Below are 21,062 nucleotides of genomic sequence, written 5' to 3' on the forward strand. Positions count from 1 at the left end.
CCTCCACAGGCGGCGCGTCGCGCGGACCGGCCTGATCGGCGCGAAGTGCTGCGCCGGTAGACTCACGGATCGCCATGTCGACCGCGCATCCGTTCACGACCGCCACCGGTTCCGAGGTGCGCGTCCGCTTCTGTCCCTCGCCGACGGGGCTGCCGCACGTCGGCCTCGTGCGCACCGCCCTGTTCAACTGGGCGCAGGCCCGGCACACCGGCGGCACCTTCGTGTTCCGGATCGAGGACACCGATGCCGCCCGCGACACCGAGCAGTCGTTCGAGCAGATCATCGACGCGCTCACCTGGATGGGGCTCGACTGGGACGAGGGGATCCACAAGGGCGGCCCGGACGAGCCGTACCGGCAGTCGCAGCGCGGCGAGATCTACCGGGACGTGATCGAGCGGCTCACCGCCTCCGGGCACCTCTACGAGTCCTTCATGACCGCGGAGGAGATCGAGGCCCGCAACCGCGAGGAGGGCCGCGCGGTCCAGCTCGGGTACGGGAACTGGGAGCGCGACCCGGCCGTGCGGGACGCGTACCGCTCGGCCGACCGGCAGCCGGCCCTGCGCCTCCGGGTGCCGGACGAGGACCTGTCCTTCGACGACCTGATCCGCGGCCCGATCACTTTCGCCGCGGGCTCGTTCCCCGACTTCGTGGTCGTCCGGCCCGGCGGTAAGCCGCTCTACACGCTCGTCAACCCCGTCGACGACGCGATGATGCGGATCACCGACGTGCTGCGGGGCGAGGACCTGCTGCCCTCGACGCCCCGGCAGATCGCGCTGTACCACGCGCTCATCGACATCGGCGTGGCGCATTGGGTGCCGCGCTTCGGGCACATGCCGCTCGTGCTCGGCGACGGCACGAAGAAGCTGTCGAAGCGCGACCCGGAGTCGAACCTGTTCCTCCACCGGGAGCGGGGCTTCATCCCGGAGGGGCTGCTCAACTACCTCGCGCTGCTCGGCTGGTCGATCGGGCCGGACCGAGACGTCTTCTCGAAGCAGGAGCTCGCGGCGGCGTTCGACATCCGGAACGTGAACCCGAACCCGGCCCGCTTCGACCTGAAGAAGGCCGAGTCCATCAACGGGGACCACATCCGCCTGCTCGACCCCGACGACCTCGCCGCCCGCATGGTGCCGTACCTGCAGGTGAAGGACGTGCTGCCGGCCGAGCCGACCCCCGACCAGCTCGCGCTGCTCCGGGAGCTCACGCCGCTCGTGCAGGAGCGCATGCAGCTGCTCGGGCAGGCGCCCGACCTGCTCGCCTCCTTCTTCACGACCGCGGACGCGCTCGAGGCCGAGGAGGCCGCCGTCGCGTCCCTCCCGAAGAACGCGGGCGAGGTGCTCGCCGCCGCGGAGGAGGCGCTCGCCGCCGCGGAGGAGTGGACCGTGGAGGGCGTGCGCGTCGCGCTCGAGGGCGCGCTCATCGACGGGCTGGGGCTCAAGCCGCGCGTCGCGTTCGGCCCGGTCCGCGTCGCGACGAGCGGCCGCCGGGTCTCCCCGCCGCTGTTCGAGTCGCTCGCGATCCTCGGCAGCACGGAGACGCTGGCCCGCGTGCGGAAGCTGCGCGGCGCCCTCCCGACCGGAGCGTGAGCGCCGGCCCGGCGCAGGCCGCCGTCCGTCGACGGTGGCCGTGGGTCGCCGTCGGCCTTGTCGTCCTCGTCGTGCTCGTCGTGGTCGCCGCGCGGCTCCTCCGGTTCTCCGGGGCGGGGGAGGCGTTCGTCGGCACCTGGTCCGGGGCGGCCCCGCAGCCCGCCGGGACGCCTGTCGGTTTCCCCGCCTGGGCGGCCTGGCAGCACGGGCTGAACGCCGTCTTCCTCCTGTTCACGGTGCGCTCGGGCTGGCGGATCCACCGGGGCGGCCGCCCCACCACGTTCTGGACGCGGCGCAACGACGGGCGGATCCGCACCGCGAACGTGCCGGTCCGGATCGCGATCGACCTCTGGTCCCACTTCGTCGCCGACACCCTCTGGGTGCTGAACGGGGTGCTGTTCGTCGTGCTCGCCGCGGTGAGCGGCCACTGGGCGCGAATCGTGCCCACGAGCTGGGCCGTCGTGCCGCAGGCGCTGTCCGCCGGGCTCCAGTACGCCTCGTTCGCCTGGCCGACGGAGGACGGCTGGATCGACTACAACGCGCTGCAGCAGCTGAGCTACTTCGCGGTCGTGTACCTCGCCGCGCCCGTCGCGGTGCTCACCGGGCTGCGTGCGGCGCCGGGGTTCGCGGCGCGGCTGCGGTTCCTCGATCGGCGGTTCCCCGTCCGCGTCGCGAAGCGTGTGCACTGGTGGACGATGTGGTTCCTGGTCGCGTTCACCGCGGTGCACGTGTTCCTCGTGCTCGCCACGGGCGCGCTCCGCAACCTGAACCACATGTACGCCGGTCGCGACGACACGAGCCCGGCCGGGCTGATCGTCTTCGCCGTCTCGCTCCTGGTCGTCGCCGGCCTCGTCCTGGCGCTCCGGCCGCCGGTGGTCCGCTGGTTCGCGACCCGGACCGGCACCGTGCTGCACCGCCCGCCGAAGCCGCGCCCATCGCCCTCCGGTCGCTCCTGACCCGCTGAGCGACTGGTGCCCTGCGGCGCCGCTGGGCAGATGTCGCTCAGGAGGGCAGGAGGCGCGCAGTGGGCCGGCGGCGGGATCCGCCGCCCGCGTCGGGTATGCTTGCCGACCGGTCCGCACACCACGGGCCGCCGGTCTGCAGCCCTCTGGCTGCGGCTCTGGGGTATGGTGTAATTGGCAACACGGCTGATTCTGGTTCAGTTGTTCTTGGTTCGAGTCCAGGTACCCCAGCTCTCCCAAGGCCCGCCTCGTGCGGGCCTTTCGTGTTCTCTGCACGTGCTGCTCGAATGCGCTGATGCTCCCCGGATCCCGGCCGCATCGTGGTGCTTCGACCGAATGAGCGGACGGCGTCAGCGCACGCTCGCGCGCCGGAGGAGGACGTAGGCGCCGGTCATCGACACGACGACGAGCGCCGTGCCGATGAGGACGGACCCCCAGGCGCCCACGGCCGCCGTGAGGCCGGGGATCACCGGCTGCGCGACGAGCAGCACCGCGGCGAGCAGCACCGCACTCGCGATCCCGAGCCCGGCAGGGCCCCACGCGCCGAACCGGATCCACGCGGCGCCGTAGAGCGCGCCGACGGACAACGCGGTCAGGCTCAGGCCGAACATGGTCCCGACGAGGAGCAGCGGGTTCCCGCCACCGAGGGTGGCGTCGGCGAGCACGGGGGCACCGACGAACCACCCGCCGGTCAGTCGCTCGAGGCCGAGCAGGAGGAGGGCCGCCGCCGCGAGCATCACGGACTCGACCGCGGCGCTCACGAGCGTGCCGATCGTGAACGTGCGGCGGGTCGTGCCCAGGGCGAGCGCGAGCGGGAACGTCACCGATACGGACTGCACGCCGACCGCGACGACGAAGCCGAACAGGCTCCACACGACGGCGCCGTTGTACTCGAGGTCCGCGCCGGAGCCGCCGCCGCGGACGACGGTCCAGGTGATCGCCGTCATCACCACGACGGCGGCCACGAGGATCCCGAGCGGGATGGCGACCATGCGGATCGGCACCGCGTACTGCAGTACGACGACGTCGGCGGGGGCCGCAGGACGGGAGACGGTGGTGCTCATGGCGACCTCCGGGGGCGGGCGGTCAGCGCACGCTGGCGCGGCGCAGGAACAGGTACTGGGCGCCGAGCGCGAGCACGACGACGAGGGTCGCGGCGGCCACCGGCCACCACGGTCGCGAGGCGGCGCTGATGGCGCCTCCGAAGGGCACGAGCAGCAGGAGGAGCAGCGCGACGACGGCCGCGCTCCCGGCGCTGAGGAGCAACGGGCCGAGGGGGCCGAACCGGATCCAGGCGGCGCCGAACACGCTCCCGACCGAGAGCGCGAGCAGGATGGACAGGAACATCGCGCCGGCGAGCTGCGCCGGATCGCCGTTCCCGAGCGCCTGGACCCGCAGGACGGACGCGCCGATGAACCAGCCGCCGGTCGCGGTCTCGAGGCCGAGGAGCGCGAGCGCGGCCGCGGCGACGAGCGCGGCCTGCGCCGCGGCCGTGAGCAGGTTGCCGAGCACGAACGTGCGCCGGGTGGCGCCGAGCGCGAGCGCGAACGGGAAGCTCGTCCCGACGTTCTGCACACCGACCGCGACCGTGTAGCCGATGACGCTCCAGAGGATCCACCCGTTCTGGCTGGAGTCCGTGAGGCGGCCGCCGGCTCGGAGGACCGCGATCGAGATGGCGATCGTGAGGACCACCACGGTGCCGAGGATGAGCAAGGGGATGCCGACCATCCGGTTCGGTTGCGCGTACTGGAGCGCGACCACGTCGAGCGGCCGCGCGGGGCGGGCGGTGAGCGCGCTCATGCCGCCGCCTCCTGCCGCCCGTCCTGCGACCGGCCGTCGCCGAGCGCGGCCACGAGGTCCTGCAGCCCGACCGGGGCGAGCTCCACGCCGGCCGTCCGGGCCTCCGCCGCGAGCCCCGCCGGCGCGGCACCCGCGAACACCAGGGAGAGCAGCCCGCCGACGCGGTGGCTGCTGATCGGCTCGCGGCCGCCGGCGAGCCGGAGCACCGCGTCCGCCGGACCGTTCAGCGCGTGCGCGCCAGCGGTCACCTCGTCCGTCGTGCCCGAGCGGACCAGTCGGCCCGCGTCGAGCACGAGGACGTGGTCGAGCAGCTGCTCCATCTCGTCGATGAGGTGCGTGGAGAGCACGATCGTCCGCTCGTCGGCGTCGTCGAAGCGGGAGGCGAGCAGCCGGTCCGCGAAGATCCGCCGCGCGGTGGCGTCGAGACCCAGGTAGGGCTCGTCGAAGATCGTCACCGGCGCCTTCGACGCGAGCCCGATCACGATGCCGAGGCCGGACTGCTGGCCCCGCGACATCTTCTTGATCGTGGTCCTGGCCGGAAGGCGGAAGTCGTCGACGAGCGCCGCCGCCAGGTCCGCGTCCCAGCGCTCGTGGAAGCGCGGCGCGATCCGGAGCACGTGCTTCAGTCGGAAGTCGTCGGGGTAGCGCTGGTTGTCGCGGATCAGGCTGATCGAGCCCATCACCGCGGAGTGCTCGAACGGGTCGCGACCGAGCACCTGCACGGTGCCGGTCGACGGCCGGTCGTGACCGGCGAGGATCGACATCAGCGTCGTCTTGCCGGCGCCGTTGCGGCCGAGCAGACCGCACACGACGCCGGACGGCACGTCGACGGTCACGCCGTCGAGCGCGAACGTCCGGCCGAAGCGGCGGGAGACGCCGGCGAGGCGGATGGCGGTGGGGGACATCACTGCACTCCTTGATCGATGATGCGGTGCACCTCGGCGGTGGCGAGGCCGAGCGAGGCGGCCTCGGCGAGCAATGGGGCGACGAAGTCCCTGGCGAAGGAGGCGCGCCGATCGGCGAGGAGCCGCTCGCGCGCCCCCGCCGTGACGTACATCCCGAGGCCCCGGCGCTTCTCGAGCACGCCGGCGTCGACGAGGAGGTTCACGCCCTTGCCGACGGTCGCGGGGTTGATGCGGTGGAACGCGGCGAGCTCGTTCGTCGACGGCACCGGGGCGCCGGGGAGGTAGGTACCCGCGAGGATGCCGTCCGCCAGCTGGTCCGCGATCTGCTGGAAGATCGGTCGGTCGTCCGTGAGCACTCATCACCTCCCTGGTTCATTACTTGACTAATGAACCTAGGAACCTCGTGCGGCGCTGTCAAGCACCTGGCCGCGACCGGTCGTCGACGCTCGGGTCGCGAGCCGGGCTCGGTGACGGTCGCACCGACCGCGTCGCCCGCGCGATGACCACCGCGACGTCCGGCGTGACGCCCGGCGGCCGGATGGTGTCGCCGTGCCGGCCATCTGCGCCGATCCGCGCGCGGTCGTACGACCCGCGGATTCAGCCGACCGCCTCCCTGCGGAGGATGTGGCGCTGCGCTCGCGCGTCGAGACTGCTGGTGTCCCGTCCGACGAGGAGGATTCCACCATGACCGATGCCGCGCAGACCGCCGCACGCACGCCGCTCGCGCGGCGCTCCCGGGAGGCGCTGAGCGCGCTCGCCCTCGAGTTCCTCCTCGGCATGGGCGTGAACCTCGTCCCCGCCGCGGGCTCGAAGGTGGTGCACGGCATCGTCCTCGGCCTGCACGTGCTGATCGGCCTGGCGATCGTGGTCGTCGCCTTCCGGCTCCTCGCCGTGGCCCGCCGCGAGGGGCTCGCGGTCACGGCGGCGCTCTGGGGCCTGGTCTCCGTGCTCGTGGCCTTCGTCGCGGGCGTGTTCACCCTGATGCTCGACAGCGGCTGGCTCTCGTTCCTGATGGCCCTCGCGTTCCTCGCCGGTGCCGTCTTCTACGTCATCACGCTCCTCGCGGGCAGCACCAGGCGGCCCGCCGCCTGAGGGGCGCAGGGCGCCGCGCTATGCGGCGCGGTGCAGCGTCACCACCTCGTCGGCGCCGCCGTCCGGCGACGCCGGGTGCTCGACCATCGCGACCACGCGCTGTGCCATGAAGCGCGCGGTGCGCACCGGGGTGCCGCCGCGGGTCACCTCGACCACCTCCACCAGGCCGCGCCCGGTCCGCACGTCCACGCGCCGGCCCGCCCGCGTCGCCTCGACCTCGTAGGTCCTCGTGCCGTCGCCCACGTCGACGACGACCTCCACCCGATCTCCTCGCATCACTGCCTCCTCATCGGCCCGCGGAGTACAACACGCCGCGTCAACCGCATGTTCCACCCACCCTCCGACAGCCTCGGCGCGGCCGCGATCGGGTGGCTCGGCGCCAGGTCCTCGCCCGGAGGTGCCGTCCGTCGCGGCCCGCAGGGGCCGTCGAGGGCGAACTCGGCGACCGTTCCGCGTAGCGTGCTGGTGGGCGGCGAAGGTGCTGCCCGGAAGGACGACGCCGTGACCGACACCGTGACCCCCGCTCTGGACAACCTCGCCTCCGAGGACCGCACCTTCCCGCCGAGCCCGGAGTTCGCCGCGCAGGCGAACGTCGACGCCTCCGTCTACGCCGAGGCGGACGCCGATCGGGTCGCGTTCTGGGGAGAGCGCGCGAAGCGGCTGACCTGGGCCGAGCCGTTCACCGAGGTGCTCGACTGGTCGAACGCGCCGTTCGCGAAGTGGTTCGTGGGCGGGAAGCTCAACGTGGCGGTGAACTGCCTCGACCGGCACGTGGAGGCGGGGCTCGGGGACCGGGTCGCCTACTACTTCGAGGGCGAGCCCGACGGCGACCGCAGCGTGATCACGTACCGCGAGCTGACGGAGCGGGTCTGCCAGGCTGCGAACACGCTCGAGGCGCTGGGCGTGCAGGCGGGCGACCGGGTCGCGATCTACATGCCGATGATCCCGGAGACGGTGATCGCGATGCTCGCGTGCGCCCGCATCGGCGCCCCGCACACGGTCGTGTTCGGCGGGTTCTCCGCGGACGCGCTCGCGACGCGGATCCTCGACTGCGACGCCCGGGTCGTGCTGACGGCGGACGGCGGCTGGCGCAAGGGCGCGGAGGTGCCGCTGAAGCCGGTGGTCGACGAGGCGCTGCAGCAGTGCCCCGACGTGCGCAGCACGGTCGTCGTGAAGCGGACGGGGAGCGCCGTCGAGATGGTCGACGGCCGGGACCTGTGGTGGCACGACACCGTCGACACCGCCGAGCGCACGCACGAGGCGCAGGCGTTCGACGCGGAGCACCCGCTGTACGTGATGTACACCTCCGGCACCACGGGCAAGCCGAAGGGGATCCTGCACACCTCCGCGGGGTACCTGCTCGGCGCCTCCTGGACCCAGTGGGAGGTGTTCGACCTCAAGCCCGAGACGGACGTGTACTGGACCGCGGCCGACATCGGGTGGGTGACCGGGCACTCCTACGTCGTCTACGGGCCGCTCGCGAACGCGACGACCTCCGTGATCTACGAGGGCGCACCGGATGCGCCGCACCGCGGCCGCTGGTGGGAGATCGTGCAGCGGTACGGCGTCACGATCCTGTACTGCGCGCCGACCGCGATCCGCACGTTCATGAAGTGGGGCGCGGACATCCCCGCGCAGTACGACCTCTCGAGCCTGCGGCTGATGGGCAGCGTGGGGGAGCCGATCAACCCGGAGGCGTGGGTCTGGTACCGCGAGCACATCGGCGGCGGGCGCACCCCGGTCGTCGACACCTGGTGGCAGACCGAGACGGGGTCGCTGATGATCAGCCCGCTGCCCGGGGTCACCGCGAGCAAGCCTGGCGCCGCGATGAAGGCGCTGCCGGGGATCGGGGCGGACGTCGTCGACGACGCGGGGAACTCCGTACCGGACGGCTCCGGCGGGTACCTCGTGCTCACCGACCCGTGGCCGAGCATGCTGCGGACCATCTGGGGCGACGACGAGCGGTACAAGGAGACGTACTGGTCCCGGTTCCCGGGCAGGTACTTCGCCGGCGACGGCGCGAAGCGGGACCACGACGGCGACCTCTGGCTGCTCGGCCGCGTCGACGACGTGATGAACGTGGCCGGCCACCGCCTGTCGACGACCGAGATCGAGTCCGCGCTGGTCTCCAGCCCGAAGGTCGCCGAGGCCGCCGTGGTCGGCGCCTCCGACGAGACGACCGGGCAGGCCGTGGTCGCGTTCGTGATCCTGCGGCAGGAGGCCGGCGACGGCGGTCCGGAGGTGGCGAGCGAGCTCCGCGAGCACGTCGCGAAGCAGATCGGCAAGATCGCCCGCCCGCGGCAGATCCTCGTCGTCGCCGAGCTGCCGAAGACCCGATCCGGCAAGATCATGCGGCGCCTCCTGCGCGACGTCGCGGAGAACCGGCCCGTCGGGGACGTCACGACGCTCGCGGACACGACCGTCATGGACACCATCCGGCAGGGGATGGGCGCCGCGGCTCCGGAGGACTGACCGGCCCGCGCTCGGCTCCTCCAGGACCCGGCGGCCTGGAGGAGCCGCTCAGCCGGTCGGGCCGAAGCGCTCCGTCCTGATCCGGTGCTCGGGGTGCCCCAGCGCGACGAGCGCGTCGGCGATCGCCTCGACGAAGCCGGTCGGGCCGCACACGAAGACCGACGGGTCCGCCTCCGGCGGCGTCACGAGCGCCGCGAGGTCGTCCGGGGTGATGCGGTGCGGGACCGCCGTGCTCCCCTCCGGCACGCGCCGGGAGTAGCGGATGTCCACCGTCACCCCCTCCGCCTCCGCGAGGTGCGCGAGCTCCTCGGTGTAGTACAGCCGGTCCGGATCGGTGACGCCGTACAGCAGCCGGAACGGCGTCGTCGAGCCCGCCGCCTGGCGGGTCCGCAGCATCGCCATGAGGGGCGCGACGCCCGAGCCGCCCGCGATGAGCTGCACCGGGCGGCTCCCCGCCTCCGGACGCCAGACGAGCCAGCCGCCCACCGGGCCGCGCACCTCGATCGCATCGCCGACCTCGAGCTCGTCGACGAGGTACGGGGAGACCTCCCCGTCGTCGAACCGCTCGACCGTCACCTCGATCGGGTCGGCGCCTGCGGCGGAGGAGAGGGAGTACGAGCGCTGCGCCGTGTAGCCGTCGGCCGCGGTGAGCCGGATGTCGACGTGCTGCCCGGCGAGCGCGGGTCCCAGATCCGGAGCGCTGAGACGCAGGGTGCGGGCCGACGCGGTCTCGACGTGGTCGTCGACGAGCGTCGCCGGCACCCAGCGGTTCGGGTCAGGAATAGCGCTCCTCCAACCACGGGTCGCCGTGCCGGTGGTACCCGAGGCTCTCCCAGAAGCCGGACCGGTCGTGCGTCATGAGCGTCAGCGAGTTCACCCACTTCGCGCTCTTCCAGAAGTACAGGTGCGGCACCAGGAGGCGCGCGGGACCGCCGTGCTCGGGTGCGAGCGGAGCCCCGTCGAACTCGAACGCGATCCAGGCCTTCCCGCCCGTGAGGTCCGCGAGCGGCAGGTTCGTCGTGTAGCCGCCGTAGCTGCCGGCCATCGCGAACCCCGCCTCCGTGTCGACGCCCGCGAGGAGCTTGTCCACGGAGACGCCGCGCCAGTGCGTGCCGAACTTGGACCAGCTCGTCACGCAGTGGATCGCGGTCTCGATCGTCTCCGGGCCGAGCGCCATCAGCTCCTGCCAGGACCAGCTCCGCGCAGCCCCCGCCTCCGTCGTCAGCGTGAAGCGCCAGTCGTCCAGCCGCACCCGCTGCGTCGGGCCCGCAGACAGGACCGGGAAGCCGTGCTCCTCGTACTGCCCGGGCGGGAGCGCCGGGTTCGTGTCGCGCCGCCGACCGCGGAAACCTGGGGAGAAGACCGCCATGGATCCATGCTTCCACGCGAGCACCCCGCAGCGCTGTGCGAGATTGGACCCGTGACGGCGGTGAACATCGGCAACCTGCGCGTGCCGCGCGCTCGGGTCGACACCGCCGACCGGCCCGACGAGGCCGGCCTCATCGACCGCTTCGGGCGCTTCGGCCGCGATCTGCGGGTCTCCGTGACGGAGAAGTGCTCCCTCCGCTGCACGTACTGCATGCCGGAGGAAGGGCTGCCCGCCATCCCGCGCCGTGACCTGCTGACCCCCGCCGAGATCGCCCGGCTCGTCGGGATCGGCGCGCGGGACCTCGGGATCCGGGAGGTGCGCTTCACGGGAGGCGAGCCGCTCATGCGCGCGGACCTCGCCGAGATCCTCGCGGCCACCAGGGAGGCGGCACCCGGTGTGCCGATGGCGCTCACCACGAACGGCATCGGGCTCGACCGGCGGCTCCCCGCGCTGCTCGCCGCCGGGCTCGACCGGGTGAACATCTCCCTCGACACGGTCGACCGCGAGCACTTCGCCCGGCTCACGCGGCGGGATCGGCTGGACGCCGTCCTGGCCGGGATCGCGGCGGCGCGCGACGCGGGGCTCGAGCCGCTCAAGGTCAACGCCGTGCTCATGCGGGAGACCCTCGGGGACGCCGCCGACCTGCTCGCCTGGGCGGTCGACGCCCGGGTGCACCTCCGGTTCATCGAGCAGATGCCGCTCGACGCCGACGGCGTGTGGAGCCGGGAGTCGCTCGTCGACGCGGCGGAGCTGCTGGCGGTGCTCGGCACGCGGTTCCGGCTCGAGCCGATCGGGCGGGACGACCCGTCGTCGCCCGCCGAGCTGTGGCAGGTCGCGGGGACCGCGGCGACCGTCGGGATCATCGCCTCCGTCACCCGGTCGTTCTGCCGCGACTGCGACCGGACCAGGCTGACCGCGGAGGGCTCGGTGCGGTCCTGCCTGTTCGGGGACGACGAGACGCCGCTCGCGCCGCTGCTGCGCGGCGGGGCGACCGACGCGGCGATCGCGGACGCGTGGCGCGCGGCGATGTGGGGCAAGCAGGCCGGGCACGGGATGGAGCGGCCGACGTTCCAGCGCCCGGCCCGCTCGATGGGAGCGATCGGTGGCTGAGGCGACGGTCCTGGTGCGGTACTTCGCGGCGGCCGCGGAGGCCGCCGGGCGCGAGGAGGAGCGGGTGACGGTCGAGGCGACGGCCGGCGCGCTCCGGTCCTGGCTCGCCGACCGCTACGGCCCCGCGATGCAGCGCGTCCTCGACGCCGGCTCGCTCCTCGTCGACGGCACGGTCACGAGGGATCCGGCGCGACCCCTGCAGTCGAGGGTCGACGTCCTCCCGCCCTTCGCGGGCGGCTGACCCCGACGGTCGGGGTGATCTCGAGGCTCGCTGGCGCTCGCACCTCGATCACCGGGTGTGGGTCGGGCCGGGGTCGGCGCTCCTCCGTTGGTCGAGGTGTGAGCGGAGCGAGCCTCGAGACCATCCCGAGCGCGCGCACATCGAGACGTCCCCTTCGTCGTTCAGGAGATCCGGCCGCCGCGCCGCAGAATCTCCTGAACGACGAAGGTCAGAGGCCGACCCACTCCGTCGTGCCGTCCGGGGCGTGCTGCCGCTTCCAGATCGGCACCTCCGCCTTGATCGCGTCGATCAGCGCCGAGCAGGTCGCGAAGGCCTCCGCGCGATGCGGTGCGGCGACGGCGGCGACGAGCGCCACGTCGCCCACCTCGAGCGCCCCGACCCGGTGCACGGCCGCGACGACCAGGTCGCCTCCCACCCGCTCGCAGGTCGCCCGGAGGAAGGTCTCGGCGTCCGGATGCGCGGAGTACACCAGCCGCGTGACCGCGTGGCCGGCGTCGTGATCGCGGATGACGCCCCGGAACGTGACGAGCGCGCCGTCCGCGCGCGTCAGCACCGCCGCCTCCACCGCGGCCGCGTCGATGGGCGCCGTGGTCACCTCGGCGAGCGCGACGCTCATCGGAGCCCGTGCGGCGCCGACTGGTGCGCGCCGTGCTCGTGGTCCGCCTCACCGCGGAGCTGATGCCGGAGGTGGGGGAGGAGGTCCGCCAGCACCGCGAGCCCGTCGTCGACCCCGCCGGCCGAGCCGGGCAGGTTCACGACGACCGTCCCGTTCGCCAGGCCCGCGATCCCGCGGCCCAGCGCCGCCGTCGGGGTCCCCGCTCGGGCCCGGAGCGCTTCCGCCACCCCGGGCAGCGGCCGATCGAGCAGCGCGCGCGTCGCCTCCGGCGTGCGGTCGGTCGGGCTTGGGCCGGTGCCGCCGGTCGTGATCAGCACCTCCGGACCGTCCGCGAGCGCAGCTCGGAGCCCGCTCGCCACGTCCGAGTCCGCGACCACCGAGGCGTCCGGCGTCTCGAGCCCCTGCTCGCGCAGCCACGCCACGATGCGGCCGCCCGTGGTGTCCTGCCGCGTCCGGGCCGCGGCTCCGGTCGACACGACGAGGACCCGGCCGCCGCCGCGCCGCACCGACTCGGGGGCCTCCGGGATCCGGTCCCGGGTCCAGCGGCCGTGCTTGCCCCCGGTCTTCTCGACCAGCTGCACGTCCGTCAGCGTCGCCCCGGGGTCCACCGCCTTGATCATGTCGTGCAGCGTGAGACCCGCGATCGTGACCGCGGTGAGCGCCTCCATCTCCACGCCGGTCCTCCCGGTCGTGGACACCCGCGCCTCGATGCGGACCGTCTCGCCCTCCGGCTGCAGCTCCACCGAGACCGCGTCGATCGGCAGCGGGTGGCAGAGCGGGATGAGGTCGCTCGTCCGTTTCGCGCCGGCGATCCCCGCGATCCGGGCGGTCGCGAGCGCGTCGGCCTTGGGCAGCCCGTCCGCGACCAGCAGCCGGACCACCTCCGCGGTCGTCACCATACGGCCCTGCGCGACGGCCTCCCGCCGGGTCTCCGGCTTCGCTCCCACGTCGATCATGCGGGCGCGGCCCTGGTCGTCGAGATGCGTCAGCCGGCCCATGCCCTCATTCTCGCCGGACGAGTCAGAGCGGCAGCACCGAGACGGTGCTGCCCGCGGCCACGAAGTCCGCCTCCGCGGGCACGTCGATCAGCACGTCCGCGCCCGCCATCGCGACGACGAGGTGGGATCCGGGGCCGCCCACCGGGTACACCACGCCGTCCCGCACCACGCCCCGCAGCCACTGCCGCTTGCCCCTCGGCGAGTGGACCGCTGCCGCGAGCGGGAGCGGCACGGCGTGCACGGGCGGCAGCCCGACCGCGCCGCGGAGCAGCGGCCGGAGGAAGACGGTGAACGACACCTGGGCGGAGACGGGGTTGCCCGGGAGGCAGACGACGGGCACGCCGCGGACGGAGGCGGTGCCCTGCGGGCCGCCCGGCTGCATCGCGATCTCGGTCACGTCCGCACCCAGCGGTTCGAGCACCTGTCGCACCACCTCGAAGTCGCCCTTGGACACGCCTCCTGCGGTGAGCACGAGGTCGGCGATCTCGACGGCGCGGGCGAGGGCGCGCTCGAACGCCGCCGGTTCGTCGGGGGTCAGGTCCACGGAGACGGTCTCGGCGCCCGCCTCCTCCGCGAGCGCGCCGAGCACGACGCCGTTCACGTCGTGCACCTGGCCGAGCGCGAGCGGGGCTCCCGGCGGCACCACCTCCGCGCCGGTCGCGATCACCGCGACCCTGGGGCGCCTGCGCACGGGCACCACCGCCACGCCCGCAGCCGCGGCGGCGGCGAGGTGGCGTGGGGCGAGCCGGGTGTACGCGGGCACGACGACGGTGCCGGGAAGCGCGTCGCTGCCGGCCTCGCGGACGAACGCGCCCGGCTCCACGGCCCGGAGGACGCGGACGCCCCCGTCCTCCTCCACGGTCTGCTCGACCGGGACGACGCAGTCGGCGCCGTCGGGAACGGGCGCACCCGTCATCACCTTGAGGAGGTGACCGGCCGGGAGGACGCGGGCCGGGGACGCCGCGGCCGGCTGCACCCCGTCGACCGGCAGTACCACGGGGGTGCGCCGGATCTCCGACGCGCGGGCCGCGTAGCCGTCCATCTGCGCGTTGCGGAACGGCGGGAGCGGCCCGACGGTGCTGATCGGCTCGATGGTCACCCGACCGAGCGCGCCCGCGAGCGGCACGGTCTCGGCCTCCTGCCGGGCCAGCGGCGGCCCGACGAGCGCGGCGACGCGGCCGGCGTGCTCGTCGACGGTGCGACGGTGCGGCATCGTCAGTACCTCGGGAGGGTCGGGTCCACCGTCCGGCTCCAGCCGTCGATCCCGCCGGCCATCGAGCGCACCTGGAGCCCGGCGGCCGCCAGCTGCTTCGCGGCGGCCATGCTCCGCACGCCGCCGTGGCAGTACGCGATCACCGGCCGCCCGCGGTCGAGCTCGCCGACCCGCTCCGGGAGCTCGCCGAGCGGGATCAGCACCGAGCCGGGCAGCGCGGCGATCTCCGCCTCCCACGGCTCGCGGACGTCGAGCAGGGTGACGTCCGCCCCGTCCTCCAGCAGTCTCGCCGTCGCTGCGGGCGAGATCTCCTCGATGTCCGTCATCGTCCCCTCGTCCTCGTCGGTTCCGGTCTCGTCGGCTGCACCGTACGCGATCTCGCGCACGGAGGCGGACGACGCGTCGATCACGAGGAGCCGCCCGATCAGCGGCCGCCCGACGCCGGTCAGCAGCTTGATCGCCTCCGTCGCCATCGCGCCGCCGACCGTGGTGCAGAGGCTCGGCAGCACCCCCGCGGTCTCGCAGGTGGCGAGCGTGCCCGGTGCGGGCCGATGCGGGAACAGGTCGCGCCAGCGGGGGCCGGAGGGCTGCGCCACCCCGACCTGACCGCCGAAGCCGACCGCGGACCCCCAGACGAGCGGGATCCCCGCGGCGGCGCAGGCGTCGTCGAGCGCGTATCGCGCGTCGGGGTCGTCAGTCCCGTCGACGACGAGCGTCGCGCCGGCGACCAACGCGTCGACGTTCTCCGGCGTGACCCGGGTCACGACCGCTTCGACGGGGGAGTGGAGGCGCTCGGCGGCGACCTCCGCCTTCGCGCGCCCCACGTCCTCCGGTCCGTACAGGACCTGCCGGTGCAGGTTCGTGACCTCCACGAGGTCGTCGTCGACGACGACGAGCTCCCCGATCCCGGTCGCGCTCAGCACCGGCAGCACCGCGCAGCCGAGGCCGCCGGCACCCACGACGACCACGCGTGCAGCGGCGAGCCTCGCCTGGCCGGGCTCCCCGAATCCCGGGAGCCGCACCTGGCGGGCGAAGCGCGCATCGGCCACGCGTCGATCCAACCACCGCCACCATCCATCCGCGGATGCGCCCGATAGGGTGTGCATCGCACGCAGGTGCGGTTCAGGAGGCGACGGGTGTCCGATCGGATCAAGGTCACGGAGGCCGCCGCGCTCCTCGGGGTGAGCGACGACACGCTGCGCAGGTGGAGCGACGCGGGCCGCATCGGGATCGACAGGTCGACGACCCCCGGCACGGTGGACGGTGCCGAGCTCGCCGGTCTCGCGGCGCAGATCGCGGCCGAGTCCCCGCTCGCGCGCCTCCTCCCCGCGGAGGGGACCTCGTCCGCGCGGAACCGCGTCACCGGCATCGTCACGCGGGTGGTGCGCGACACCGTGATGGCGCAGGTCGAGCTGCAGGCGGGCCCGTTCCGCTTCGTCTCGCTGATGAGCCGGGAGGCGGCGGACGAGCTGCAGCTGGAGCCCGGCGCGATCGCCACCGCGTCGGTCAAGGCCACCACGGTGGTCGTCGAACGCGCCGATCAGCGGAAGGACGCCCGGTGATCGGGCGCCGTCTGGCCGCCGCGACGGTCCTGCCGCTCGCCGCCCTCCTGCTCGCGGGATGCGCCCAGGACGCGCCCGCGGCCGCCGGGCCGACCGCCGCGTCGTCGGCGACGCTGTCCGGCGCCATCACGGTGGACGCGGCCGCGAGCCTGAACCAGGTGTTCCCCGCGCTCGCCGCCTCCTTCGAGCGGGAGCACCCGGGCACCACGGTCACGTTCGACTTCGGCGGCAGCTCGACGCTCGCGGCGGCGATCGTCGCGGGCGCGCCGGTCGACGTCTTCGCCGCGGCGAGCTCCACCACCATGCGCACCGTGCAGGCGGCGTCGCTCACCGCCGCCGATCCGGTCGTCATCGCCCGCAACGAGCTCGAGATCGCGGTGCCGCCCGGGAACCCCGGCCGCATCACCGGCCTCGCCGACTTCGCGGACGCGGCGAAGACGGTGATCGTGTGCGCGAAGCAGGTGCCGTGCGGCGCCGCCGCTCAGCAGGTGTTCCGCCTCGGGAAGGTCGCGGCGAAGCCGGACAGCTACGAGCCGGACGTGACGAGCGTGCTCACCAAGGTGGCGGGCGACGAGGCGGACGCCGGCCTGGTGTACGTCACCGACGTGCGCGCGGCCAAGGGGAAGGTCGAGGGCATCGCGTTCCCGGAGGCGCAGCAGGCGGTCACCGCGTACCCGATCGCGCCCATCGCGGGATCGAAGCATCCGGCGCTCGCCGCCGCCTGGGTCGCCTACGTCCGGGCCCACGAGGACGCGCTGCAGTCGGCGGGATTCCTTGCCCCGTAGGCGGGACCCCCTCGCGCGCCTCCCGCGCGCGGTGCTGGTCCCGGCCGCGATCGCGATCGTGCTGCTCGTCGGCCCGCTCGTGGCCCTGCTCGTGCGCGCCCCCTGGGGTCAGCTGCCCGCGCTGCTCGGGGGCGGCACGGTCCTCCCCGCGCTCGCCCTGTCGCTCGGCACCGCGGCCGCCTCGACCGGGCTGTCCGTGCTCCTCGGCGTCCCGCTCGCCGTCGTGCTCGCCGGCGCGGACGGGTGGCCGGCGCCGCTGCGACGGCTCATCCGGGCCCTCGTGACCACCCCGCTCGTGCTGCCGCCGGTCGTGGGCGGCATCGCCCTGCTGCTCCTCCTCGGCCGGGTCGGGCTGCTCGGTGGCCCCCTGTACCGCGCCACCGGGTTCCAGCTGCCGTTCACCACCGGGGCGGTGATCGTGGCGCAGACGTTCGTCGGGCTGCCGTTCCTCGTGCTCGGGGTCGAGGGGGCGCTGCGGGGTGTCGACCGACGGTTCGCGATCGCCGCGACGACGCTCGGCGCCGGCCCGTGGACGCGGTTCGTGCGCGTGACCCTCCCGCTCGCGGCGCCCGGCGTCGCCGCCGGTGCGGTGCTCTCCTTCGCGCGGGCGATCGGGGAGTTCGGTGCCACCGTCACGTTCGCGGGCAGCCTGCCGAAGGTGACGGAGACGCTCCCGATCGCCGCCTACCTCGCGCTCACGACCGATCCGCAGGCGGCGATCGCGATCTCCGTGGTGCTCATGCTCGTGGCGGTCGCCGTGCTCGTGTCGCTGCGCGACCACTGGTTGCGGGGGCTCGCGCGATGAGCGGGCTCGAGGCCGCGCTGCGGGTGGAGCGGCCCGGGTTCCGGCTCGAGGTCGAGCTCACCGTGCCCGCCGGTCGGGTCGTGGCGCTGATGGGGCGCAACGGCGCGGGCAAGTCGACCGCCGTCTCGGCGATCGCCGGCGTCGAGCCGCTCGACGGCGGCCGCGTCGTCGTGGACGGGGTGACGCTGGCCGACGTCGAGGCGGGGGTCGCCGTCGCGCCCGAGCACCGGCCGATCGGCGTCGTGCAGCAGCAGGCGGCGCTCTTCCCGCACCTGTCGGTCCTCGACAACGTGGCGTTCGGGCTGCGCACCATGCGGCTCCACCGGCGTGCTGCCCGCGATCGCGCGGACGGGCTGCTCGCCGCCGCCGGCCTCGGCGCGCTCCGGGACCGGCGCCCCGGCTCGCTCTCCGGCGGCCAGGCGGCCCGGGTGGCGCTCGTTCGCACGCTCGCGCGGGAGCCCCGCCTGATCCTCCTGGACGAGCCGCTCGCCGCGATCGACGCCGAGCTGCGCCCCGCACTCCGGGACGCCGTCCGCGAGCATCTCGCGGCGTTCTCCGGCTCCGCGCTGCTCGTCACGCACGACGTCCGCGACGCGGAAGCGCTCGCGGACGAGGTGATCGTGCTCGATGCGGGCCGGGTCGTTCAGCGCGGACCGCTCGAGGTCCTCCGCGCCGACCCGGCGGTGCCCATCGTGCGCAGTCTCCTCGATGTCGATGTGCACGGATAAGGGGCGCCGCCCTCATCCGTGCACATGAGCGGGGTCAGACGTCGAGGGTGTCGCCCGGCTTCAGCGCGACGTACTCGCCGCCCTTCGACTCGACGACCGCCTTGAAGCGGTCGTGCACGAGGCCGATGCCCGCGGCGGAGAGCACCCCGTCGTGGGTGCCGAACGCGCGCTTGGGCGCGACCTGCGCGAGGTAGTCCATGCCCTCCGCGACCTTCATCCACGGTGCCCCCGCGGGTGCAGCGAGGGTGTTCACCTCCACCCCGAGGGGGATGTAGAAGGAGTCGCCCGGGTAGTAGAGGCGGTCGTTCACGAGCACGCCCACGTTCTCGACGACGGGGATGGAGGCGTGGATCACCGCGTGGTTGCCGCCGAAGAACCGCAGCGTCCACGGCCCGTCCTCGATCGTCTGCCCCGGCGCCACGGTCGTGATGTCGATGCCCTCGGCGGCGCGGACCACACCGGAGGGACCGTAGATCGTCAGCCCCGGGTTCGCGTCGCGGAGCCGCTGCAGCTGGTCCGGCGTCCAGTGGTCGGCGTGCTCATGCGTGATGACGACGGCATCCACTCCGGTGAGGCCGACGATGGGGTTCGTGAGGCCGCCCGGGTCGATCACGAGCCGCCGGCCCGCCTCCTCCAGGATCAACGCGGCATGCTCGAGCTTGGTGATGCGCATGGGCCGAGCCAACCACCGGCCCGCCGAGGATCCGCTGCGGATGCTCGGCAGAGCGGAGGGGGACGACCACGGGACGGGCGGTGTCGGGCGGGGAGGGGCGTCGGTCGCGCGCGCGCCTCCGGATCCAGCGCGTGCTCGACTGGGTCTGGCCGTCGTTCCCGACCTCGTGGGCGGAGGTCCCTGCGCGGCTCCGACCCGCCGCCACGCAGATCACCCGCCTCACCGTGGCCGCGGTCGTCGCGTACCTCGTCGCCCACGCGGTCTCGCCGGGCCTCCTGGACCTCACGGCGCCGCTGACCGCGCTGCTCGTCGTGCAGGCGTCGACGGTCGGGACGCTCGTGATGGCGCTGGTGCGCGTCGGCGCGGTGCTCACCGGGGTGCTCGTCGCGGTGCTCGTGACGACCTGGACCGGCCTGTCGTGGTGGAGCCTCGCCCTCGTCATCGCGGTGTCGCTCGTGCTCGCGAAGCTGTTCCGGCTCGGCGACCAGTCGCTGGAGACGCCCATCAGCGCGATGCTGATCCTCGCGGTCACCCGGCCGGAGGTCGGGGCGGAGGTCCGGCTCGTCAACACGCTCGTCGGCACCGGGGTCGGCGTCGCGTTCTCCCTGCTCGTCCCCGTCGCGATCCCGAACGCGCAGGCGGGGGAGGCCGTGCGGCGCGTCGCCCGCTCGCAGGCCGCGCTCCTCGGGGAGATCGCGCAGACGCTGGGCTCCCGGCCGCCGGCGCGCGAGGAGCTCGCCGCGTGGCTGGAGTGGACCGACCAGCTCACCGGGGACGCCATGGAGGCGCGCGCCGCCGTCCACGAGGTGGAGCAGACGAGGGTGCTGAACCCGCTCGCCCTCACCACCGAGGCGGTGCACCCGGCGCTCCGCGGCGCACTCGAACGCCTGGAGCGCTGCCTCGCGGCGGAGCGCGCGCTCCTCGTGGTGCTCACCCGGGCCGACCCGGCGCGCACCGGCGACGACGACCCGGCAGCGGCCGAGCTCCGTCGCGCGTTCGCGGTGGTGCTCGACGACGCGGCGGCGGGGCTGCGGGCCTTCGGCGACCTGGTCGGCGCGGAGTACGACGGGAACGAGCCGGACCGCGTGCTCGCCCGCGAGCGCGCCCTCGGCGCGGTGGGGGAGGCGCGGGCGGTGCTCACGGAACTCACCCTCCTCGACCTCGACCCGCGAGCCCGCCCGGACCTGTGGATGCTGCAGGGGTCGGTGCTCGCGTCCGTCGACCACGTCCTCGAGCAGCTCGACCTCGAGCGCGAGGCCCCGGTGCACCTCCTGCGCCCGGACGTGACGGAGGCGATCGCGATCGTCCGCCCCACCGCGATCGTCCGCTTCCGCCGCCGCTGGCGCCGCCTCCTCCGTCGCCGCCGCCGCTAGCTCGACGCCCCGTCCCTGATCGGCCCGAGCGCTCCGTCGATCGAGGGACACAGCGTCGACCGCGCGCCCCGCCGCGCCGCCCGACCCCTTCGGCTGATCGAGGTGCGAGCGCAGCGAGCCTCGAGATCACCCCGCACCTCCGTCGGTTCGGCAGCGGCCGACGCGTATGGCATACTTGCTGACCGCTGCGCAGCGCGCAGCGGCTGCGGCCCCATCGTTTAGCGGCCTAGGACGTCGCCCTCTCACGGCGGTAACGCGGGTTCAAATCCCGCTGGGGTCACGCAAGGAAAACCCCCGGTTCATCCCGGGGGTTTTTCCATTCCTGGACATGCTCCCAGGACGCTGTCCTGTCTCGGGACATCCCTGACAGTTCTGCCCGCATTCAGATGCTTCGTCGTGGGACTCGACGCGATGCTGTTCGCTGCCGTGCGCCTGATCCGAGGGGAAATCTGGGTAGGCGTCGTCGCGTCCGTGAAGGTCGATCGGCGAGGGGCTGCGGCAGGAGCAGCAGCATGACGGCCGAGCGGGAGAGCGGGAACGCCGGGGCACGAGCCCGGTGCCGCTGCGAGCCGTGTGGGTGCATGCCGACGGGCGACGTCGTCGGGCCAGGGATGCCCCGACGCCGATCATCGTCGAACGCCCGTCGACTCCTCGGTCCGATCGCGGACGCGATCCGTGTCCATGGTCGTCCGGGCCGGATCGGGGCCGCGTCGTCCCCCCCCCCCCCCCGACCCGGTGCGCGGGTGCAGCTGCTCTCGCGCCAGACCAGCGCGGT

The 21,062-nt window shown here is 74.0% G+C and carries 23 protein-coding genes and 2 tRNA genes; 13 read left to right on the plus strand and 12 right to left on the minus strand.

Annotated elements, in window-relative coordinates:
- Positions 1-74 precede the first annotated feature (74 nt).
- The 3 genes from gltX (at position 75) to ACTHLI_RS08015 (ending at position 2,776) form a co-directional block, all read left to right on the plus strand.
- Positions 75-1,583, plus strand: a complete 1,509-nt coding sequence (gene gltX / locus ACTHLI_RS08005) for a glutamate--tRNA ligase (RefSeq protein WP_440182635.1) — start codon at positions 75-77, stop codon at positions 1,581-1,583.
- Complete coding sequence (locus ACTHLI_RS08010) at positions 1,580-2,539, plus strand: cytochrome b/b6 domain-containing protein (protein WP_440182636.1); 960 nt, start codon at positions 1,580-1,582, stop codon at positions 2,537-2,539. Before gltX ends, ACTHLI_RS08010 begins: the two co-directional genes overlap by 4 nt.
- A 165-nt stretch (positions 2,540-2,704) precedes the next feature.
- Positions 2,705-2,776 (plus strand) — tRNA-Gln (locus ACTHLI_RS08015).
- A gap of 119 nt (positions 2,777-2,895) precedes the next feature.
- On the opposite strand, the gene ACTHLI_RS08020 is transcribed toward ACTHLI_RS08015, so the two are convergent.
- The 4 genes from ACTHLI_RS08020 to ACTHLI_RS08035 are packed head-to-tail and all read right to left on the minus strand — an operon-like array spanning position 2,896 to position 5,606.
- The gene (locus tag ACTHLI_RS08020) at positions 2,896-3,609 is read right to left on the minus strand and encodes a hypothetical protein (RefSeq protein ID WP_440182637.1); all 714 of its coding nucleotides are present in this window, start codon (positions 3,607-3,609) and stop codon (positions 2,896-2,898) included.
- Positions 3,610-3,631: 22 nt separating this feature from the next.
- The gene (locus ACTHLI_RS08025) at positions 3,632-4,345 is read right to left on the minus strand and encodes a hypothetical protein (protein WP_440182638.1); all 714 of its coding nucleotides are present in this window, start codon (positions 4,343-4,345) and stop codon (positions 3,632-3,634) included.
- Entirely contained in the window at positions 4,342-5,250 is a 909-nt protein-coding gene (locus ACTHLI_RS08030; RefSeq protein WP_440182639.1) for an ABC transporter ATP-binding protein, read from the minus strand. Before ACTHLI_RS08030 ends, ACTHLI_RS08025 begins: the two co-directional genes overlap by 4 nt.
- The gene (locus ACTHLI_RS08035) at positions 5,250-5,606 is read right to left on the minus strand and encodes a GntR family transcriptional regulator (RefSeq protein WP_440182640.1); all 357 of its coding nucleotides are present in this window, start codon (positions 5,604-5,606) and stop codon (positions 5,250-5,252) included. Before ACTHLI_RS08035 ends, ACTHLI_RS08030 begins: the two co-directional genes overlap by 1 nt.
- Positions 5,607-5,934: 328 nt before the next feature.
- On the opposite strand from ACTHLI_RS08035, the gene ACTHLI_RS08040 reads away from it, so the two are divergent.
- Entirely contained in the window at positions 5,935-6,342 is a 408-nt protein-coding gene (locus ACTHLI_RS08040; RefSeq protein ID WP_440182641.1) for a hypothetical protein, read from the plus strand.
- Between the two features lie 18 nt (positions 6,343-6,360).
- On the opposite strand, the gene ACTHLI_RS08045 is transcribed toward ACTHLI_RS08040, so the two are convergent.
- The gene (locus ACTHLI_RS08045; RefSeq protein WP_440182642.1) at positions 6,361-6,618 is read right to left on the minus strand and encodes a hypothetical protein; all 258 of its coding nucleotides are present in this window, start codon (positions 6,616-6,618) and stop codon (positions 6,361-6,363) included.
- 225 nt (positions 6,619-6,843) lie between these two features.
- Between ACTHLI_RS08045 and acs the strand changes: the two genes are divergently transcribed.
- Positions 6,844-8,814: an acetate--CoA ligase gene (acs, locus tag ACTHLI_RS08050; protein ID WP_440182643.1), complete on the plus strand. Its 1,971-nt coding sequence runs from the start codon at positions 6,844-6,846 to the stop codon at positions 8,812-8,814.
- 48 nt (positions 8,815-8,862) lie between these two features.
- Here the strand turns inward: acs and ACTHLI_RS08055 are convergent, their stop codons facing one another.
- Together ACTHLI_RS08055 and ACTHLI_RS08060 are read right to left on the minus strand one after the other, a co-directional pair.
- Positions 8,863-9,576 carry a ferredoxin reductase gene (locus tag ACTHLI_RS08055; protein WP_440182644.1) on the minus strand — a complete coding sequence of 238 codons (714 nt, stop codon included), beginning with the start codon at positions 9,574-9,576 and terminating at the stop codon, positions 8,863-8,865.
- A 13-nt stretch (positions 9,577-9,589) separates the two neighbouring features.
- The gene (locus tag ACTHLI_RS08060) at positions 9,590-10,183 is read right to left on the minus strand and encodes a molybdopterin-dependent oxidoreductase (RefSeq protein WP_440182645.1); all 594 of its coding nucleotides are present in this window, start codon (positions 10,181-10,183) and stop codon (positions 9,590-9,592) included.
- Between the two features lie 51 nt (positions 10,184-10,234).
- Here ACTHLI_RS08060 and moaA point away from each other — a divergent pair, with 51 nt between their 5' ends.
- Together moaA and ACTHLI_RS08070 are read left to right on the plus strand one after the other, a co-directional pair.
- Entirely contained in the window at positions 10,235-11,293 is a 1,059-nt protein-coding gene (gene moaA, locus ACTHLI_RS08065) for a GTP 3',8-cyclase MoaA (protein ID WP_440182646.1), read from the plus strand.
- Positions 11,286-11,534 carry a MoaD/ThiS family protein gene (locus tag ACTHLI_RS08070; protein WP_440182647.1) on the plus strand — a complete coding sequence of 83 codons (249 nt, stop codon included), beginning with the start codon at positions 11,286-11,288 and terminating at the stop codon, positions 11,532-11,534. The genes moaA and ACTHLI_RS08070 overlap by 8 nt, the downstream gene beginning before the upstream one ends.
- A gap of 208 nt (positions 11,535-11,742) precedes the next feature.
- Here the strand turns inward: ACTHLI_RS08070 and ACTHLI_RS08075 are convergent, their stop codons facing one another.
- Genes ACTHLI_RS08075 through ACTHLI_RS08090 form a run of 4 tightly spaced genes read right to left on the minus strand, consistent with a single transcriptional unit; the run spans position 11,743 to position 15,410 of the window.
- Complete coding sequence (locus tag ACTHLI_RS08075; RefSeq protein WP_440182648.1) at positions 11,743-12,150, minus strand: molybdenum cofactor biosynthesis protein MoaE; 408 nt, start codon at positions 12,148-12,150, stop codon at positions 11,743-11,745.
- Positions 12,147-13,148, minus strand: a complete 1,002-nt coding sequence (moaCB, locus tag ACTHLI_RS08080; RefSeq protein ID WP_440182649.1) for a bifunctional molybdenum cofactor biosynthesis protein MoaC/MoaB — start codon at positions 13,146-13,148, stop codon at positions 12,147-12,149. Before moaCB ends, ACTHLI_RS08075 begins: the two co-directional genes overlap by 4 nt.
- Positions 13,149-13,170: 22 nt before the next feature.
- The gene (locus ACTHLI_RS08085) at positions 13,171-14,361 is read right to left on the minus strand and encodes a molybdopterin molybdotransferase MoeA (RefSeq protein ID WP_440182650.1); all 1,191 of its coding nucleotides are present in this window, start codon (positions 14,359-14,361) and stop codon (positions 13,171-13,173) included.
- A 2-nt stretch (positions 14,362-14,363) separates the two neighbouring features.
- Positions 14,364-15,410 (minus strand): ThiF family adenylyltransferase, encoded by a 1,047-nt coding sequence (locus tag ACTHLI_RS08090; protein ID WP_440182651.1) that lies wholly within the window; start codon positions 15,408-15,410, stop codon positions 14,364-14,366.
- An 87-nt stretch (positions 15,411-15,497) separates the two neighbouring features.
- On the opposite strand from ACTHLI_RS08090, the gene ACTHLI_RS08095 reads away from it, so the two are divergent.
- From ACTHLI_RS08095 to ACTHLI_RS08110, 4 genes are read left to right on the plus strand one after another with little or no spacing between them, the layout of a single operon-like run.
- Complete coding sequence (locus tag ACTHLI_RS08095) at positions 15,498-15,923, plus strand: TOBE domain-containing protein (protein WP_440182652.1); 426 nt, start codon at positions 15,498-15,500, stop codon at positions 15,921-15,923.
- A complete protein-coding gene (gene modA / locus ACTHLI_RS08100; RefSeq protein ID WP_440182653.1) occupies positions 15,920-16,708 on the plus strand; it encodes a molybdate ABC transporter substrate-binding protein in 789 nt (262 codons plus the stop codon). The genes ACTHLI_RS08095 and modA overlap by 4 nt, the downstream gene beginning before the upstream one ends.
- Positions 16,698-17,513, plus strand: coding sequence for a molybdate ABC transporter permease subunit (gene modB / locus ACTHLI_RS08105; protein WP_440182654.1), 816 nt, complete (start codon positions 16,698-16,700; stop codon positions 17,511-17,513). The genes modA and modB overlap by 11 nt, the downstream gene beginning before the upstream one ends.
- Complete coding sequence (locus ACTHLI_RS08110) at positions 17,510-18,241, plus strand: ATP-binding cassette domain-containing protein (protein ID WP_440182655.1); 732 nt, start codon at positions 17,510-17,512, stop codon at positions 18,239-18,241. Before modB ends, ACTHLI_RS08110 begins: the two co-directional genes overlap by 4 nt.
- A gap of 34 nt (positions 18,242-18,275) precedes the next feature.
- Here the strand turns inward: ACTHLI_RS08110 and ACTHLI_RS08115 are convergent, their stop codons facing one another.
- Positions 18,276-18,914: an MBL fold metallo-hydrolase gene (locus tag ACTHLI_RS08115; RefSeq protein ID WP_440182656.1), complete on the minus strand. Its 639-nt coding sequence runs from the start codon at positions 18,912-18,914 to the stop codon at positions 18,276-18,278.
- Between the two features lie 131 nt (positions 18,915-19,045).
- On the opposite strand from ACTHLI_RS08115, the gene ACTHLI_RS08120 reads away from it, so the two are divergent.
- Both ACTHLI_RS08120 and ACTHLI_RS08125 read left to right on the plus strand, forming a co-directional pair.
- Entirely contained in the window at positions 19,046-20,287 is a 1,242-nt protein-coding gene (locus ACTHLI_RS08120; RefSeq protein WP_440182657.1) for an FUSC family protein, read from the plus strand.
- A gap of 207 nt (positions 20,288-20,494) precedes the next feature.
- Positions 20,495-20,567: transfer RNA gene (locus tag ACTHLI_RS08125), tRNA-Glu, on the plus strand.
- Positions 20,568-21,062: the final 495 nt, after the last annotated feature.

Origin of the sequence: Amnibacterium sp. (assembly GCF_051956055.1) — a bacterium.
In the GTDB taxonomy this organism is placed as follows: domain Bacteria; phylum Actinomycetota; class Actinomycetes; order Actinomycetales; family Microbacteriaceae; genus Amnibacterium.